12 protein-coding genes and 1 pseudogene are annotated in these 17,866 nt (G+C 44.1%); 2 read left to right on the forward strand and 11 right to left on the reverse strand.

Annotated elements, in window-relative coordinates; genetic code table 11:
* The first annotated feature begins 107 nt into the window (after positions 1–107).
* Together NPE20_RS04530 and NPE20_RS27050 are read left to right on the forward strand one after the other, a co-directional pair.
* Positions 108–3,230, forward strand: coding sequence for an efflux RND transporter permease subunit (locus NPE20_RS04530; RefSeq protein ID WP_256537414.1), 3,123 nt, complete (start codon positions 108–110; stop codon positions 3,228–3,230).
* Between the two features lie 152 nt (positions 3,231–3,382).
* Positions 3,383–3,677, forward strand: a pseudogene (locus NPE20_RS27050) (heavy metal translocating P-type ATPase); the annotation flags it as partial.
* A gap of 119 nt (positions 3,678–3,796) precedes the next feature.
* On the opposite strand, the gene NPE20_RS04535 reads toward NPE20_RS27050, so the two are convergent.
* The 11 genes from NPE20_RS04535 to NPE20_RS04585 form a co-directional block, all read right to left on the reverse strand.
* Complete coding sequence (locus NPE20_RS04535) at positions 3,797–4,213, reverse strand: VOC family protein (protein ID WP_256537415.1); 417 nt, start codon at positions 4,211–4,213, stop codon at positions 3,797–3,799.
* A 90-nt stretch (positions 4,214–4,303) separates the two neighbouring features.
* Positions 4,304–4,387 (reverse strand): chromate resistance protein ChrB domain-containing protein, encoded by an 84-nt coding sequence (locus NPE20_RS04540; protein WP_256538670.1) that lies wholly within the window; start codon positions 4,385–4,387, stop codon positions 4,304–4,306.
* Between the two features lie 17 nt (positions 4,388–4,404).
* A complete protein-coding gene (locus NPE20_RS04545; protein ID WP_494337220.1) occupies positions 4,405–5,019 on the reverse strand; it encodes an efflux RND transporter periplasmic adaptor subunit in 615 nt (204 codons plus the stop codon).
* Positions 5,020–5,498: 479 nt separating this feature from the next.
* On the reverse strand, positions 5,499–6,008 hold the full coding sequence (locus NPE20_RS04550; RefSeq protein WP_256537417.1) for a DUF3347 domain-containing protein: 510 nt from the start codon (positions 6,006–6,008) through the stop codon (positions 5,499–5,501).
* 134 nt (positions 6,009–6,142) lie between these two features.
* Positions 6,143–8,986 carry a M16 family metallopeptidase gene (locus NPE20_RS04555; RefSeq protein WP_256537418.1) on the reverse strand — a complete coding sequence of 948 codons (2,844 nt, stop codon included), beginning with the start codon at positions 8,984–8,986 and terminating at the stop codon, positions 6,143–6,145.
* Between the two features lie 287 nt (positions 8,987–9,273).
* Positions 9,274–10,488: an alpha/beta hydrolase gene (locus tag NPE20_RS04560; RefSeq protein ID WP_256537419.1), complete on the reverse strand. Its 1,215-nt coding sequence runs from the start codon at positions 10,486–10,488 to the stop codon at positions 9,274–9,276.
* 1 nt (position 10,489) lies between these two features.
* Positions 10,490–11,815: a MutS-related protein gene (locus NPE20_RS04565; RefSeq protein WP_256537420.1), complete on the reverse strand. Its 1,326-nt coding sequence runs from the start codon at positions 11,813–11,815 to the stop codon at positions 10,490–10,492.
* The gene (locus NPE20_RS04570) at positions 11,812–13,164 is read right to left on the reverse strand and encodes a MutS-related protein (RefSeq protein WP_256537421.1); all 1,353 of its coding nucleotides are present in this window, start codon (positions 13,162–13,164) and stop codon (positions 11,812–11,814) included. The genes NPE20_RS04565 and NPE20_RS04570 overlap by 4 nt, the downstream gene beginning before the upstream one ends.
* 2 nt (positions 13,165–13,166) lie before the next feature.
* A complete protein-coding gene (locus NPE20_RS04575) occupies positions 13,167–15,467 on the reverse strand; it encodes a Gldg family protein (RefSeq protein ID WP_256537422.1) in 2,301 nt (766 codons plus the stop codon).
* Positions 15,467–16,405 carry an ABC transporter ATP-binding protein gene (locus NPE20_RS04580; RefSeq protein ID WP_256537423.1) on the reverse strand — a complete coding sequence of 313 codons (939 nt, stop codon included), beginning with the start codon at positions 16,403–16,405 and terminating at the stop codon, positions 15,467–15,469. The genes NPE20_RS04575 and NPE20_RS04580 overlap by 1 nt, the downstream gene beginning before the upstream one ends.
* 82 nt (positions 16,406–16,487) lie before the next feature.
* A complete protein-coding gene (locus tag NPE20_RS04585) occupies positions 16,488–17,858 on the reverse strand; it encodes a RagB/SusD family nutrient uptake outer membrane protein (RefSeq protein ID WP_256537424.1) in 1,371 nt (456 codons plus the stop codon).
* Positions 17,859–17,866: the final 8 nt, after the last annotated feature.

Here is a 17,866-nt window from a genome sequence, read left to right on the forward strand (position 1 = left end):
GCTGGGTTCGGTCACACTTGGTATTCTTTTGGCGCTGGCGATCGCTTTCCAAACGTATTTAAAAATAAAAATTGCACAATCGATAACTCCAGTTAAAATCACCATACATGTCAATCGCGGAAATTGCCGTTAAGCGGCCCCTACTTATTTGTGTAGTATTTACGGTGCTGCTATTGTTCGGCGCGCTTTGCTATTCGAAGCTGAATTACAAACTGCTGCCTAACATTGCGGCACAGGTCGTTTCGGTAAATACGGTCTATCCCGGCGCATCGGCGGCCGAGGTGGAGACGTCCGTCACCAAAAAGCTGGAGGACGCATTCGCTGCAGTTGAGGGCCTTGAAAAAATTACATCAACATCCCAGGAGGGTGTTTCGCAAATCAGCGTACAATTGAAAAGCGGTACCGATGTTGACCAGGCTGAACGGGATATACAGCGTAAAACGGATCAGGCACAGAATGATCTGCCGGATAACATTGAACGTCCCGTTGTCAACAAAATAGATCTGGAAGAACTTCCGGTTATACGCGCCGGTGTGACTTCGGTGCTTACACCTAAAGGTTTTTATGATCTTATCGACCGGCAGGTCCGGCCCGTTTTACAGAACATACCCGGCGTGGGCCTGGTCAATGTGATTGGCGGCGACGAACGGGAAATACAAGTAAATATTGACCGTGAAAAACTTCGTTCCTATGGTCTGAGTATCACCCAGGTGAGTGACGCTATCAACAGTGCAAACGTGTCCTTTCCAGCAGGCAGCATAGAAACCCGCGTTCAACAGCTATCTATTCAGTTCAATGCCAATGTTTCATCACCAGATCAAATTCGTAACCTGGTAGTACGCCAGCAATCGGAGGGTGGTACTATTTATGTTAAAGATATAGCTGAAGTGTTTGATGCCACAGCCAAAGAAACCGCGATTAATCATATAAATAGCATCCCATCAATCGGTATTCAGATCGTCAAACAGACGGATGCCAACGCAGTGGCTGTGAGTAAAAAAGTAAAGGCTGCATTTACCCGGATCGAACAACAGTATACAAGTCAGCAATTGAAATTCAATATATCTACAGATCAGTCCACTTATACACTTCACTCTGCTAATGCCGTCATGGAAGACCTGGTGCTGGCAATTATCATAGTAGGTGTTGTGATGCTGGCATTTTTGCACAGCTTCCGCAGTTCCATGTTTGTTATGGTCGCGTTACCCTCATCGATCATTCCCACTTTTATTGCCATGTATTTCATGAGTTTTTCACTCAACCTTTTAACGCTGATGGCGATGTCACTCGTGGTGGGCATTCTTGTGGACGACTCTATAGTGGTACTTGAAAATATCTACCGCCATCTGGAAAAGGGAGTTGACCGCCGTAAAGCCGCTTTAGATGGCCGTAATGAGATCGGCTTTACGGCCATGGCCATAACGCTGGTTGACGTGGTGGTTTTTTTACCATTAGCGTTAGCTGGGGGTATCATCGGATCTATTCTGCGCGAGTTCTCGCTGGTTGTCGTATGCTCAACCTTAATGAGTTTGCTGGTGTCCTTCACCATAACACCTATGCTGGCAAGTCGTTTTGGCAAGATTGAGCAGTTGCCTGAAGATACGATATGGGGTCGTTTGAATCTTGATTTCGAACGCCTGATCGACAGGCTAAAAACAAGCTACGGCGGGCTTTTGGAAACCGTATTGCACAAAAAGCGCTGGCTGTTGTCGGGCGTCATTGTTTTGATCATTGGCGCAGTCGCACTTGTTTTCACTGGTTTCGTCGGTGCCTCTTTTATCCCAACAGGCGACCAGGGCGAATCTATTATCAAACTCGAACTTGAACCGGCAGCTACCATCTATCAAACTAATATGGTTACCCAACAAGTTGAGAAAATGATCCTGGCCAAACCAGAAGTCGAAAAGGTCTTTTCCAGCATTGGCTTTGTTACCGGTGGTGTTGCAGGAGCAGGAAATAATAGTAATCGTGCTGACCTGACCGTTACCCTGGTAGACAAAAATAAGCGAAGCCTGACCGCCGAAGACTTCGGGATAAAAATACAGCAGGAACTAAGTGCCGCTATACCAGGCGTCAAAATAACGGCCTCCCCAACATCAATTACCGGAGGCAACTCCCGCGCTCCGATCCAAATCGCGATCAAGGGAGTCAATCTTCGCGATGTACGCCTTGTTGCCGAACAGTATAGGCAGATCGTTGCGTCGGTTCCCGGCACACAATTCGTTGAATTATCAGTAAAAGATCAAAAACCACAGGTAGAAGTGAATCTGAACCGTGATAAAATGGCTTTACTCGGCATTAATGCCGGACAGGTAGGCCTGGCACTGCAAAATGCATTCAGCGGTAACGATCACAGCAAGTTCAAACACTCAGGTAATGAATATGACATTTTAATAAGATTTGACCGTTATGACCGTTCAAAGGTCAATGATGTAAGTAACCTACCGTTCGTTAACAGCGATGGACAGACCTTTATATTGAGTCAGTTTGCCCAGGTCCGCGAAAGCCTCGGAGAAAGCATCCTGGAACGTATAGACCGCTTGAATTCCATTACTGTTAATTCGAATGTTGCCGGCCGGCCAACCGGTACGATTGCCACTGAGATCAAAGCGAAAGCATCACGACTTAATGTGCCTGAAGGCATCAGTGTTGATTATCTCGGTGACGTAAAGAATCAGGGAGATGCTTTTGGTAGCCTTGGTTTAGCGCTGATCATCGCGATTCTCCTGGTTTACTTAGTCATGGTCGCTTTATATGAAAGCCTGATCTACCCTTTTGTTGTGCTATTTTCTATTCCGATCGCATTAATCGGTGCGTTACTGGCTTTAGCGCTCGCTATGGAGACGCTTAACATTTTTTCCATTATAGGGATGATAATGTTGTTAGGCTTAGTCTCCAAAAATGCCATACTGATCGTCGATTTTACAAATAAGCTTAAGGAGGAAGGCCGCAATGTCGAAGAGGCATTGATTGAAGCAGGTAAGGAACGTTTACGTCCTATCTTAATGACTACGCTAGCCATGATACTGGGTATGCTGCCTATCGCTCTGGCGAGCGGTGCCGGGTCAGAAATCAAAAATGGAATGGCCTGGGTGATCATCGGCGGTCTGACCAGCTCTATGGTATTGACCGTGTTTGTCGTTCCTGCCATGTACCTGATTATTGAAAAGCTCAAAAATCGTTTGTGGAATTCATCTCCGAAATGTCCGTTAGAAAAGCTATCAACGTAAGTGCCTTGCACCAAGATGAATTGAACAACTATAAATCAGTTAATACAAACAAGTAAAAGGTCCAAGTTATATGTTAGGCATATTTAAATAGCATTAATTGGCTATAAATAGCCATTTTGTTGACGGGATAAAATCTCAAAACGCCGAAACTCATCGGTATAGCAGTAGGTTCGGGAAGCGATATAGCGGCAGAAGCTGCGGGAATTGTTTTGGTGAACAACAATCCAAAGGATATTGTCAGTTTGATCCTTTCGGTAAAGCGACCTATCGGAAAAGATACCAAATCTGGCTTGGGCTACCGGATACAATGTTATCGCCCTACCCCTGGCCGCTGGTGTAATCTATAATCAGGGTATTGTTTTAAGTCCTGCTCCCGGGGCGGAGTTGATGACTGTAAGTACGGTTGTGGTGGCCATTAATGCAAGCTTTTTAAAAGTCAAAACTTAAACATATTTTGGATCGGATCATTTCAATTTTTTATGGGATGGTGATGCGAAAAAAAGGCGCTCCATTAAAGGCGCAAGTCTGCAACCTGCCCAGCCAGCAATATTAGAGCCTTGCCCTATTTATTTGAGGGGTTTGGCCTGTTCATTTGGCTCAAACAACTCAATCAGGTTGCCTGAGGGATCCCGTAACAGAATTTGTCTGCCGCCCTGCCCTGTTACCAGTTCATTACGAAACTGTGCTTTTTTTGTTTTTAATGTGGCAATAGCCGCTTCCAGGTTTCCTACTTCCAGTATTATCCGGGCCCATCCGCCCGGTGCAGGAACTGTACCATCAGGCATTGATTGCCCGGCGCCGCCGAAGCCCGGTCTATTCAGGAATAAACGCAGGCTGCCTTTCGACAACCTGGCTAAACCCGGTGCAACCTGCATATCAACCGTAAATCCGAGCAAATCTTTATAGAACAACACGGCGGCATCTAAATCGCTCACGATATAGCGAACTCCGTAAAACGAGAGATATTCATTTTGCTTCTCCATAGATTTTCAACTTTTTTTATACACAAAAGGAATAACAATAATTGTGCAGGAAAAAAAATACACCTGCTAGGGAAGTGTCCTTGTTTAAATTCATCCAGGGTCAACAAACCGTTTGATCAGCCAGGGACAGGCAATGCGGTCTATTTTCGATTTTTCGCGAGTGATCCATTTCATAAATAATAATATTGATATTATTCATCCTCACTGGTATTTTTCATTTTCATCAGCAGGCTGTAAGCGCCTTTGGTCACAAATATTTGATTACGCAATTCGGAACTGTTCGCCTGTAATTCTACATAGCCGTCTTTGGCTACGCCGGGTTTAACTTCCACGATCTCGAAGGTATTCTTGCCTTTTACTTTAAAAGCATAACTTTTACTTTCAAAATTTACGATCGCATCTTCAGGCAGCATCAGCGCGTTATTGGCGGTGACCTCAATCTCCGCGTTCATAAAAGTACCCGGTAACAGGTTTTTATCGTATTGCTCGAAATGGCAGTGCACCTCCGTCTTACGCTGGTCGGTTAGGTCTTTACCAATCAATACGATGGTGCATTCATATTTTTTGCCGGGGTTACTGTTTGTATAAGCGATCACTTTCTGCCCCTGGTGCAGCAGGTTGATGTCTTTTTCAAACACATCCAAAGCCAAATGGATATCACGCGGATCAACGATCTCAAACAGTACGTCGCTTGGGTTTACATACTTGCCGATATTGACATTTACCTTGCTTACGTATCCGTCAATTGGTGAACGTATGGAAGCGCTGCGGGTAATACTCCCACCAGTTACTTTGGACGGATTCATGCCGATCAGTCTTAGTTTCTCCGTCAATGAGTTGAGAGGCGGGAACATCTTGAAGATCTGACCGTCCTCTCTTTTTGGCTTTGGCCGTTTTTATTATTAACAGGAATAAAAGTAAAACAAGACAGGAGGATACTTTAGGTTTACCGTAAAGCGATGAGCTTGTATAAAACGATCGAAGGGAAGCAGCGCCACGAAAACAAAACGCTGTTGCCATTTGCATGGGCCTCCAAATAAAAGCCTGCTGGTTGTCGCCGCAGGCCGAGGTTTTAGACTTTTATATAAATCTTTGGGGTCACAGAATAAGTGTTTGAGACCCAAACGCCGATGTTTTAGCTAATGGTCCTAATGTTCCAATAGGCGCTGCAGCGCCTAAACTTATGATCTCTTCAAAATTTAACGGAACCGAATTCGGCAAACTATGACAAAAAAGACCATACTTGGGGAATGCCCGGCCCGTACGCCGGGCTTTTTTATTTCATTTACTTTCCCGACGGATCAAGCGTTTCTTTCACTTCGCCGCAGGTCAGCATTTGATCGCCATAATATGGGTTTTCAATAGTCGATGATTCACTTAGCCAATAGCTTTTTTTCATCGGGCAGTATTGCCTGTAAACAATAGCTGTGTTGATTTTAAGGCTCTTCACTAGCTCAAACATGTTGAGCGATAAGCTGGCAAAGTGTTCCCTTTGGTGCGATATATCTGCACTTTCGGAGATATGTCTTGCGTCAAATTTTAATTTGTCCGCATATTTTGACCAAACGGCCTTTTCTTTAGCGGTTAATTGTGTTGCCGAAATGGAAGTTAAAGCAGTTATCAAATCTTTAGCTTTGGCATTAACGGTAGTTGCCGTTCCGATCACCAGCGCGTTCTTTACTTCATAATAGGCATTCAGAATACTGCTTGTATCATTTTTTGTTGCGCTGTAGGCAGTAGCATAGTTTAGGACAAATAAGAGAATAGAGAATAATACAGGTTTTAAAGTTTTCATGATTTTTATATTTGTTTAAGTTCATTGCAATCGCAATATTGTCGATTAGAAAATAATTGTATTAGATACTTTTAAATTTAAAAATGGGCAGCTCAGATTTATATCGAGTGCTCATCATTCAACTCCGTTAATTACTATTGAGATATAACATGCTCAGGCAGCAGAATCAATTTGATGAGATTATGACCGTCTAAATATTTTTCAGCAATTTTCTTTACATCATTCGGTGTTACGGCGTTTATTAAAGTGGTGTTAACACCCGGAATAGTTAATTTCTCTTCATTTTGAACTTGGCCGGAAATATAGCCAAGCCACCATTCGTTGGTGCGAACTTCAGTTTCGCGCAAGCGGAGCATCTCGGAACGCCATTTATTAATATTGACCTGTTGCGGCCCGTCAGTGATTAGTTTAGTCACTTCATCCAACGTCGATTGGATTAACTTGTCAACATTTGACGGTGCACAACCGAAATTCACAATCAGGGAGAAGCGTTCCTGTGGTAACTTGGCAACATTTACAGATGCGCTCGGTGTATATACGCCGCTTTCTTCTTCCCGTAACCTTTCCAGCAAGCGTATGGTAAGTACTTCCTTCAGGGCGTCCATGGTATACCGGTTCGACTGGCTGTATTTGAATTTACCGGACCAGACCAATAACACAGTTGCTTTATCTTCCGTGCCTTTAAAAACCTTTTTTTCGTAATTCCCTTCCGGAATGTTGATGTTCAAATCCTTCGCGGGCGTTACAGAATCCATTGCCGGCAAGCCGCCGATATATTTTAACAGCAATGGCTGTATCGCCTTTACATCAAAATTGCCGACAAAAGTAAATGTACTGCCCGAGGCATTTCCAAAGCGTTCTTTATATATGTCATAAGCTCTGTCCAGGCTTATCTGATCAATTTTTGAGATACTTGGACCGCTTCTCCGGATATTGTGGTTACCTAATACTGCATACACCGTATCCTGAAAAACACTGACCGATGAGTTAGCACGATTTTCGAGGCTGGCTTTCGACTTGGCGATCAATCCTGCAAATAGGTCTTTGTCCTTTCTTGGTTGGGTATAGTATGCATACAATAACTCCAGTGCGTTTTCTAATTCAGCGGGAACTGCGGATCCGCTAACGCCTGTCGTGCGTTCTGACATTTGCATCTGTACCCCAAATTGTTTGCCCGTCAAGAAATTATTCAACTGGATAGGATTATAATTACCGGCGCCGAAAGATGAAATTATGCCGGCCGCGTTAGATGCTGATTCATAATCGCTATCGCTATACAAGGAGGATCCACCGGGAGTAGAACTACTGAACAGAATCTGATTGTCTTTGAAATCGGTCGGTTTGAGAATAACTTTGACATGGTTAGCAAATTGAATAGTGGTAAGGTTCAGTAGACTATCGGTGATCACACTCATGATACGGCCACTCTTTGGTTTAGTTGTAAGTAAAGGTTGTCCAATTACAACGTTTTGGTACTGCGATTGCTTTTCCTGCTCAACCTGGCTCATCCAGGTCAGCACCTTTTTTTCATCAGGCAGACTGACTTTATCCTTGTCCGGAGCCATTATCAATATATCCCTGTCATTTGTTTTAATCTGTGCCTTAGCCAGGTTGTTCAGGTCACTTAAATTTATTCCGGGTAACGATTTCTTGAGCAGCGTATATTCAAATTGTATACCCGGAGATGCGGTTCCTTTCAAGAAATATTGAAGGTATTCATTAACGTAGCTGTCCGAGTTTGTTTTTTTACTTTCCTTGACGCCGGCTTCCATTTTACTCAGGTAACTTTGCTTAGCCCGGTTGAGTTCCCCTTGCGTAAAACCTAATTTCTTTATCCTGTCCGTTTCCCGCCAGATAGCTTTAAGGCCTTTTTCCAATTGACCCGGGTTTGCATTTACAAAAACTGAAAACTGGTCAAGCCCGCCTAAAAGTTCACCGATACCCATGCCACCGCTTATAAATGGTGGATTAGCCTGGCGCTGCAAATCAGTAATACGCTCATTCATCATAAAATTGAATAGTTGCCTGATTGTGGATTGGCGAAAATCACCTGCTGATTTCAGTCCAAGGCCCGGATGCTTAATGATTATTTGCAGCACGGTTGATGTCATTTCTTTATCAGTGACCGTTAAAAACTGATTTTTACCGGTAAGCGGAATGCTGTATTGGGTTCTTGATCTTTCGTTTTTGGGGTTTTTCAGGTCGCTGAATTTTTTCAGGATGCTCTTTTCCATCTCGTTCACATCAATATCGCCCACTACAATTAGCGCCTGCAGATTAGGGCGGTACCAGTCCTTGTAGAACGACCTGATGGTTTCGGGCTTAAACCATTTAAGTACCGAGTCCGTCCCGATCGGGAGGCGGGATGCGTACCGCGACTGATTAAGCACAACCGGCCAATATTGCCGTTGCATCCTGTCCTGGGCTCCTTTACCCAAACGTTTCTCTTCCAAAATCACCCCTCGTTCTTTATTGATCTCGTCCAGGTCAAGCGTGGCGTCCTGTGCCCAATCCCGCATAATCTGTATACCTTGAGATAGAATCTCTGGGTCATCAGACGGCAAGGGCAGCTGGTACACTGTTTCGTCAAACGAAGTATAGGCATTCAGATCAGCGCCAAATCGTACACCTGTTTTTTGAAGGTAGTTAACCAGATCACTTTTTGGAAAGTGCTTCGTTCCATTAAAGTTCATATGTTCGAGAAAATGCGCAAGGCCTTGCTGTTCATTGCTCTCAAGTATAGACCCGGCTTTATTGGCCAGGTAGAATACTACCCTGTTTTTAGGTTCTTCATTATGACGGATATAATAAGTAAGGCCGTTGGGTAGTTTACCTGTACGAACTGCAGGATCTAATGGAAGTTCGGCAGCCATACTTTTTTTTGGAACCGCCCTTCGGATTTGAGCGATCGTTCTCTGACTTACTATACAAGCCAATAAAGCCATGGTGACCCCTCCGGTCAAAAGTATTTTTTTCATTGAAATGTTTATTTAGTTAATTTAACTTTTATCGATTTGCAGGCTTATGTATTACCTTTCTTTATTGATGATTACACCTCCTCTATGTGCCTCACTTGCTAATCCTATTATTGGCAGCGATACAGTCATTAAGCAGTAAGTTCATATCTATATACTAAACACTGATTGAAACCGCTGATAAAAGCTTGCCATAAATTCACTGACAACTATCGCCAGGAAGGAGTATTCTTCTCGCCAGTGGCAATGTTTCTGCGACCATGTTGGACAGTTCCTTCACATAAATCGGCTCAGGAATTTTTCACAGTCACTTTATCTCCCATTAAAATTAATTTCACGGAAAAGATCATCTGAGGATCCTGGTATTCATGGATTGTCCTTTTGATTGTGTTTAAATTTCGTTTGACTTTGCCCCGGAATAGGATACGCCCGTTCTCTATAACAGTAATCTTTCGATCCAGGTCCATCATTTTATCATTAAGATTGATATTTAATACCTTGACGGTGCTCTTAGTTACGGTTATCTGGTTTCCTTTTATGCTCAGTTCGGCCGCTGCACCTTCGCTAAGCGTTTCGACAGGTGCGGATAACCAGTAAAAGCGATGTTGAAGCCGGTTGTCTTGTACCCATGATACTTTTTTGGGAAGTGGGTTCCTTGTAAAAGAGGCCATCCGTGATATTGCTATAGTGTCTCTGTGATCCATCCAGTGTGCCTTATCTGCATATAAATGAAAATCGTGGATAAATCCTTGGGGGTCGAGCCTCTGCAGGCTGTCTAATTTTTGGTTAAAAGCGATGGCCAGGGTATTCCGGCTATAAGCCGTGTCTCTGCCGCCTATGTAAATGGCAAATGGCAGGTTTCGAAGATTGAGGGCATTGGCATCACCCGGATGCCCTGCCATCATCGAAGCGGCGGCCCAACGGTCTGCCATACGCGGGGCTAGTTGAAATACCCCGTCACCCCCTGCAGAGTACCCCAGGATGTAGACTTTATTTGGATTGACATCTTCTAAGATGACAGCGTACCGGATTAAAGAATCCAGCAAATTGTCGATATGATCTTCGTGCCATAAATTCCAGGTATTAGTAGGTGCCCTGGGCACGATACAAAACCCTTCTTTTATCGGATATAGTGTCCGCTGGTTCTCCCACTGCTGATCATTGACCGCCGGAGGTGCATTTCCACCACCGTGAAGTGATATGTAGAGGCTACGCCCGTCAGCAGGTTTATCGCCGAATGCCCGATAGGCAAAAGGCATAGTATATTTTCCAAAGCGGATAACTCCTTCTGACCAGACCTTCTCTGCCGCCGGACGTAACTTGTTTTTCTCTATCGTCCATTCTTTTTTTGCAAGCTTTTCCGCTTCCACACGGCTTAACCCTTTTTGAGCAAAGGAAGGTGCAGCTAAGATGAACAGGATAAAGATCAGCGGAAGCAACTTTATCCAATGAGAAAGGAAATTACTTTTTTTTGAAGAAAAAGTTTTAGTTATATAGTTTTTCATGTTATTTTTCAGTTAATAAGGCTAGTATTCCTTCATTTTCGATAATGAGCATACCCTGACGATCAGTGGTTATGCCTGACTGCAGCTTATAAGTATACTTTGGTACATTGCCGTGCATAACCGTTGGTAAAAAAGCAAACTGTACATTTTCGGAAGTTTTCTGCAAAGCTTCGCCTACCTCAATAATATGTGTAGAGATGATAAAAAAGGACTGATGATATTGCGCAAACGCTGCTGTAACAGCCAGTGTGGCGTCATAGGCATCCTTTACATTGGTGCCTTTGAACAATTCGTCAAATAAGACGACGAAGCTATTTCCGGTAGCTACTTCCTCCGCCGCCTTCTTTACGCGTAATACTTCTGCATAAAAATGACTATACCCCATATTCAGGTTATCGGAGACGTTGATGGAGGAATAAATACCATCGCGAACGGAAAACTGCATGGATTTGGCAGCAACGGGAAACCCCATATGGGCTAGGTAAACTGCAATGCCAAAAGCTTTCATGAACGTTGATTTACCGGCCATATTGGCCCCGGTCAGAAATAGCATGTTACTGCCTTCGTCAAAATTTACAGGATTGGCAACTCCATTAATTAACGCCGGATGCCATACTTCGCTGATCTTAATCAGATGCCCGGCTTTTGGCACCGCTTCCGCATAGGTAAATCCACGATCTCTGCCAACTGCGCTTACGGCAATGTAGATATCCAGTTTATAGATATTCTCCAGCAGGGTTTCCATGTCGGCCTGTAGCGTTTTTTTGATCAGATAATCATAAGCTGCCAGCTGCATGATGGAAAATTTTGCCGAATTTATCTGTTCCAATAAATTCCGGAGGCGGGGATGGGCCAGGATACCTAAGAGTATGTTTTTTTCATGATCAAAGGGCGTCGTTCCGCCATCATTTAACGCGTCAAGAAAGCTGCGCAAATCATTCAACATTTTAATCGTTATCGAAAGGCCGTCTTGTAATTTCACATAGCGTTCATCCTTTAAGAGATAGTTTTGTACCCTGGTAGAAACGACATGCAATAAGGCGCCCGGATAATTGCTGCTGGTGCCTATGCGAAAATAATTTTCTACTTCCTGGAAATCCTGCTTGCTAAATGGGAATAACAACTTTTTCTGTCCGAAGTACTTAAATAAACCGCTTCGTGTATTTATTGCTTGCGGATCCGTAAGTGGTTGTTGGAACATTTGCTGTAGCAGCCGCTCTCCGCCGCTGGTTTGCACTTTGTTGAATAAATTAAAGACAGAACCCGGTGTGTATTTACCCAGTAAGTTCAGGTCTTCCTGAGTTTGTTTGTCGACTTTAAAGCTCATAATCCTCGATTAGATATCCGCTCCAGGCCGGATTTTAAGATTTCCAGGATACCTTCATTTTTTACAATCACCATACCATGGCGATCTGCGGTTAACCCCTGTTTTAACGAATAGGTATATACCGGTTGGTTCCCATCCATAAGTGTCGGTAAATACACGAAATTGATATTGCCGCATTTCTTTTGAAGCATTTCTCCTGCCTCGATGATGTGTGTGGAAATCACAAATTGGCTATTTCGCTTACCTGCAAAGGCTTCTGTAAAAGCAATAGTCGCTTCGCAGGCATCCTTAACATTCGTGCCCCTGAACATTTCATCGAACAGTACAAACAAGTTCTTCCCCTGCTTAAGCTCTAATGCTATTTTTTTAATCCTTAAAACTTCAACATAAAAGTGACTGGCACCCATACCCAGGTTGTCCGGCAGGTTGATGGTCGTAAACATGCCGTCCAGAACGGAAAATTGCATGTTTTTTGCCGCAACCGGGAAACCCATATGCGCCATATAAAGCGCAATGCTCAGCGACTTCATAAAGGTTGATTTGCCCGCCATGTTTGCTCCGGTCAGAAAAACCACGTTACTGTCCGCTGTAATACTTATGGAGTTGGGCACCGCCTTGTCCAGCTGCGGGTGGTAAACGCCTTCAAGCCTTACTTCATTCTGATTTTCAGGCATTGCCTCGGGGAAAATAAAGCCCCGATCTGCAGCGACCTTTGCAACAGTGATATATACATCCAATTGATAGATATAGTTCAGTAATTTGACGACCATATCACGGAAGCGAAACCTGAAAAATTCATCATATTCCGCAAATTCCGCGGTCGAAAGTTTTTTTCCTGGCTTTGTTGCTAAGCCATGTGAAAACGCAGGACTATTCAGAATATCCAAGATCTCAGTCCTCTCAGAGCGGTAAGAGTTCATTGCGTCCGCTTCTAAACTTTTTAGAAAAAGACTCAACCCCTTCATGAGTTCTAATAAAACAGTTACCCCATTATACATGGAAGAGGTATCCCCGTCCGGCATAACCATGTTGCTTAGCTTTTTGACAACCGAATCATCCTGTGCTGAAAGCTTGGTCCGATGATCATTATTCCGTAAATACGATTCTACCGTATCAAACTGATGGGCAGGAAAGGGAAACTGTAATCCGGCTTTAGCGAAATATTGAATAGTTTCACTTCTTTGAGTAATCTGCGCATAATCGGAAAGCGGGGAGCGGAACATCTCTTCCAGTATGACCGCTCCGCCACGGGTGCTGGTCTTGTTAAATAGCTGATAGATGGAATCAACGCCCTGTTTGCCGAAAATATTCAGGTCATTAATTGTTTGCTGATCGGTTAAAAATGACATCGTTATTTTCTTTTTCTTCTGATGAGTATTAAACTGCCTATGGCCAATAATATGCCCGGAAGCACCCAGATCAGCACGATTCTTAAATTCTTAACCTGGTCTTTAGTAACCAGTACCAGGAGATCCTTCGGCATGGGCCGGAAACTGCTGATAGGAAACTGACCATAACTCAGCCAGCTGAAAACGCCCGTATTAAAGGCAAAGTTGCCAGTCCTCATATTAAAGCGATTCAATTCAACATTAGACATTACATCAGCATCTCCGGCGACGATGATGCGTTGTTCTTTGCCGTTTAAATTTCTCGTAATACTTACCGCGAGCGGAAATGGTTTTTTCAGGTCGCCTTTCTCCGGTTCAAACCGGACGGTAGCAGAGTCACTTAAGAATTTGTCTTTTTTTAACCAGCTTTTTCTCGCATTGGTGATCAGCAATGGTTTAATATCGTATGCCGTTGAACCTTCAATTGAAAGGGCGGCCGCCGTCGGCATGGAGACAACGATGCTATCATGATGAACTTGTTTAAGCGGCGGGAAAAGGTTTCCTGCCGCGCTGGTCAGGAAGGGTGCGGCCAAGTCGGGCTGGAGGTCCTTACTTTGTTGTACAATAGCCCCGTTCATCAATTGTACCCCAAATTGTTTGAGCAACGGATTCAAAACAGCTTGCTTTCCGGGTTCGCCGGAGATCAATAGGTTACCACCGGCATCTATATATTTTTGTAGTTTGGCCGTTGCTGAGGAACTAAGTACGGTCTTCGGATCTGCCAGTACGAGGGCGGAAATATCGGAAGGAATAACGCCGGACTCCAATGAAACGGTATCAACGTCGAAACCCTGATTTAACAGCGAGTTCCTGAAATTCTTCAGGTTTGTCAACGCACGGTAGTCGCGATCTCCGATTTTGTTGATGTTACGTTCCAGGTTACCCGTTGCAAAAAGAATTTTGGGCATCTTAGTATTCAGAAGCCTTTTTAACGCAGCCGATACCTCCGTTTCAGATGGCCAGTGCTCGTTATCAGGAAACACGCGCAGGAATGTTTTTCGCCCCTTGTATTTCAACTCCATGATGTAATAATTGGGCTCGTGCGACAGGTCGATCATTTTTCTGATCTCTTCTGGCCGCTTAAACTGATCCAGGCTCATGTCACCGTTTTTAGCCGCCTTTTCCGCAACCTGCGCTAAGTATTTTCCCGGGTTTCTTCTACTAATCTCTTTACCCAGACCCAGCGTATCGTAATACATGACACTTTTTAGTATGATGTTGTGTTTAAAACGAACGTAAGGTGCCCATTCGTTGATGTTTTTCTGGTAGGATTCCGGATTCCCGTCTTCTAAAAATCCGCCAAACAAATTAGCATACCCGGTCACTTCCAGCGGCTCGTCACCAAGTTCCCTGATGATCTTTTGGGTCTCCGGGCTAATGGTATTCGTTTTATTTTCCGTGACATCGAAATACACAATGAGTTGAGGTATCGCACTGATGCAACCGATAGCAAGCGTGCAAATGACAATGATGCCATAACGGGAAACTTTTACCAGCGGCGATGTCGATTCCATGCCGGACTTCAACTTATAGATGGTTAGTCCCAGAAAAAGGAACACTATAGACAGGAAGTACACGATACCATTACTGGTGATCAGCCCGGCAAGCATCCAGTCAGTACGACCGGCTACGGAAAGGAAGTAAGTTACATCCCTTAAAAATGGTACCCCACGCCACAAACCTGAAATATTATACAGGATACCGAACGTTACAAAAGTGCAGACAGCTGCCACGATCTGATAAGTGGTCAGGGAAGACATAAATAGCCCGATAGCTGAATAAGCGCAAAGTAACAGGAACAGGCCGAGCAGGCAGCTTAAAAGTAAACCGGTATCGGGTGATTTTACCGTAAAATAGCTTAACGTTATGAAAAAAGCTACGATGGCGACCAGCAAAAAGCTCAGTGCTACCATTGCTGCAAATTTTCCCAGTACAATTTCGCGTACACGAATGGGCGAGGAATAGAGCAGCTTAATGGTGCCACTGCTGGTTTCCCGGCTGATAAGGCCCATGGTAAGTAAAGGAAGATAGAGATACAGGTTTCCCATTACAGTCGACAAAAGACCGTTTGCTCCGGAAAATATCCCTGCAATTATGCTGAAGGTATTTTTAAAGCCGCCTTCCTGAATTTCAGCAGAGGATTCCAGCATTTTTGAATACACGATGCCGCATTGAACCGTAAAGATGATAATGAGAAACCAGGCTATTGGAGAATAAAAAAGTAATTTTAACTCTGTTTTTGCAATTCTGAAAATAGTTTTCATTAAGATATATTATTGGACTGATGTTGTGATAGTTGTTTAAATATTTCCTCGACCGAATTCTTTTCGAGTGTGATCTCCTGAAGCCGCCAGCCTTTGTTAACGCTTTCATTGACTATGGTCTCGGCAATTCCGGAATCGCCGCTAAAGAACAGCCGAACGAGCTTCTCTGTAAGCAGATCTGCCTTCATGACCCCTTGGATAGCTTCAAGCTCCATGATTGCCGGCATATTGTTCAGGTGAACGAGCATGCTATGCGGTGCTATGTAATTATTGAACGCATCCATGCTATCTTCAAAAACAATCCTGCCATTCTCGATCATCATAATATCCCTGCACAGCAATTGTACTTCAGAAAGGATATGAGAAGAAAATATAACAACCCTGTCCCTGGCAATGTCTTTGATCAACGCCCTTACTTCTATGATCTGGTTTGGATCCAGCCCATTTGTTGGTTCATCCAGGACAAGCACTTTGGGCCGGTGTACGATTGCCTGTGCTATCCCCACGCGTTGCCTGTATCCGCCGGAAAGGTTTTTTATCAGCCGGTTGCTAAAGTGTGCGATCCCGCAACGCTCTTTGGCTTCTTTAACCGCGCCTTTTCGCTCGTTACCCGACATATGCCTTAATCCGGCGCAATACATAAGATACTCATCAACGGTAAGATCCATATACAGAGGCGGGCTTTGGGGCAAAAAGCCAATTTCCCTTTTTGCCCGCATAGGATCATCCCTGAAGTTTATACCGTTAATGTAAACGTTGCCTTCGGTTTGGTTTAATGACCCGCAAAGAATATTCATGGTGGTAGATTTACCGGCACCATTTGATCCAAGCAGGCCGACGATCCCGTAGCTGTTGATTTCCAGGTTAATGTCACGAATAGCCCAGTTGGCGCTATATTTATGTGACAGATTTTCTATTTTAACAATACTTTTCTGCATAACAGACTTTTTTTTAGGCAATTCAATTCCGTATTGATGAACCCGGTAAGGGTAGATCAATACGGAAAATGAGTAGATGAATTTATTTTGGGTTCTGTATTAGTTCCGGATTCTGGTTTACGATTATGGAAGAAAACGGGAATACGTACCCGTTGCTGTTAGGCGTCAGGGTATAAGTAACATTCTTAAAGGTACGTGTGACCGTTTTGGCCAGCGAAGGCTCTTTATTTAAGCGTTTCTGGTCAAACCAGCGCAGGCCCGTTCCGAAAAATTCCCTCCGGCGTTCATCAATGACCATTTGCAAAGCCTGCTGATCACTCGTGGCGGTCAGGGCTGCATAATCGCCTGGGGTAAACCTGAATTTACGCAGGTCATTCAGCATTTTTACCGCTTCATTACGTTGCCCTGCCCTTACCAGGCATTCCGCCCTGATCAGCCACGTTTCGTTAACTGTTAAGCCAACGCATGCCGGATCAGAACCGCCGCCAGCCCAAAAACCTCTGCCATTAAAAACAGGATAAAACTGATCACCAGTTCTGGTAAACAGCACATATCTTAGATCTTTGGTCCCTAATAAATTCAGCAAGTCATCACTTAACTGCAATGCCGAGTAACTAGTCCTGGGTATTTTCCGCAAAAGGATTTGTTTATTCTCCAGGAGCGTTGGAAAAGGAGCGTTTAAAGGGTCGGCTGATTGGTTGTAATCATAAAGCTCTCCTGAAAGGGCCAGCGATTGTTCTGCGGCCTGGCGTGCGGCCTCAAAATTCCGCATATTTAAATGTACCTTGGCCAATAAAGCATAAGCAGCGGCCCTGCTGGGTCTTACAGCATTTTCCTTGATAACCGATATCAGGGGGATAGCTATTTCCAGGTCTTTAAGCACCTGCGCATAAACCTGAGCAACGGTCGCTCTCGGTAAGGGTACAAATAATTTCGCTTCGAGCAAGAGCGGTACCCCTGGGTCGGTATTGGCCGTACCAGCGTCATACTGCTTCGCATAAGAGCTGACCAGGGTAAAATAAGTAAAGGCCCGCTGTACAAGTGCCTCAGCATAAATTTCATTCCGTTCCGCCGGCGAACCGCCTTTACTATCCAGAACGCCTGTTATCACGGTATTATAGGTGTACATCGCTTTATACATCCCATTCCAGTCAAAATCGTCAACTTTTTCAAGATAAAAGGGCTTATCCCAGGTATACATCGCAAGGTTCGAATTGTCTGTTGAGATTTGATCCTGGATATTTGGATCTTTTAGATCAATGTCATCACACCCCAGGATGGCCGAATTCCCCGAGCCAATTTCTGAATTGTTTTTGCTATTGATCAGCAGACGGTAATCCTGCGTATAAACCAAAACTCTTTGTCCCTGGACAGGAACATTTTCGACGTACTTACGGCAAGATGCCAGGGCAAATGTTAGTATGGCTACTAAAAATATTTTTACAATATTCATGATGATGT

This window comes from Mucilaginibacter aquariorum (assembly GCF_024498135.1).
Classification (GTDB): Bacteria; Bacteroidota; Bacteroidia; order Sphingobacteriales; family Sphingobacteriaceae; genus Mucilaginibacter; species Mucilaginibacter aquariorum.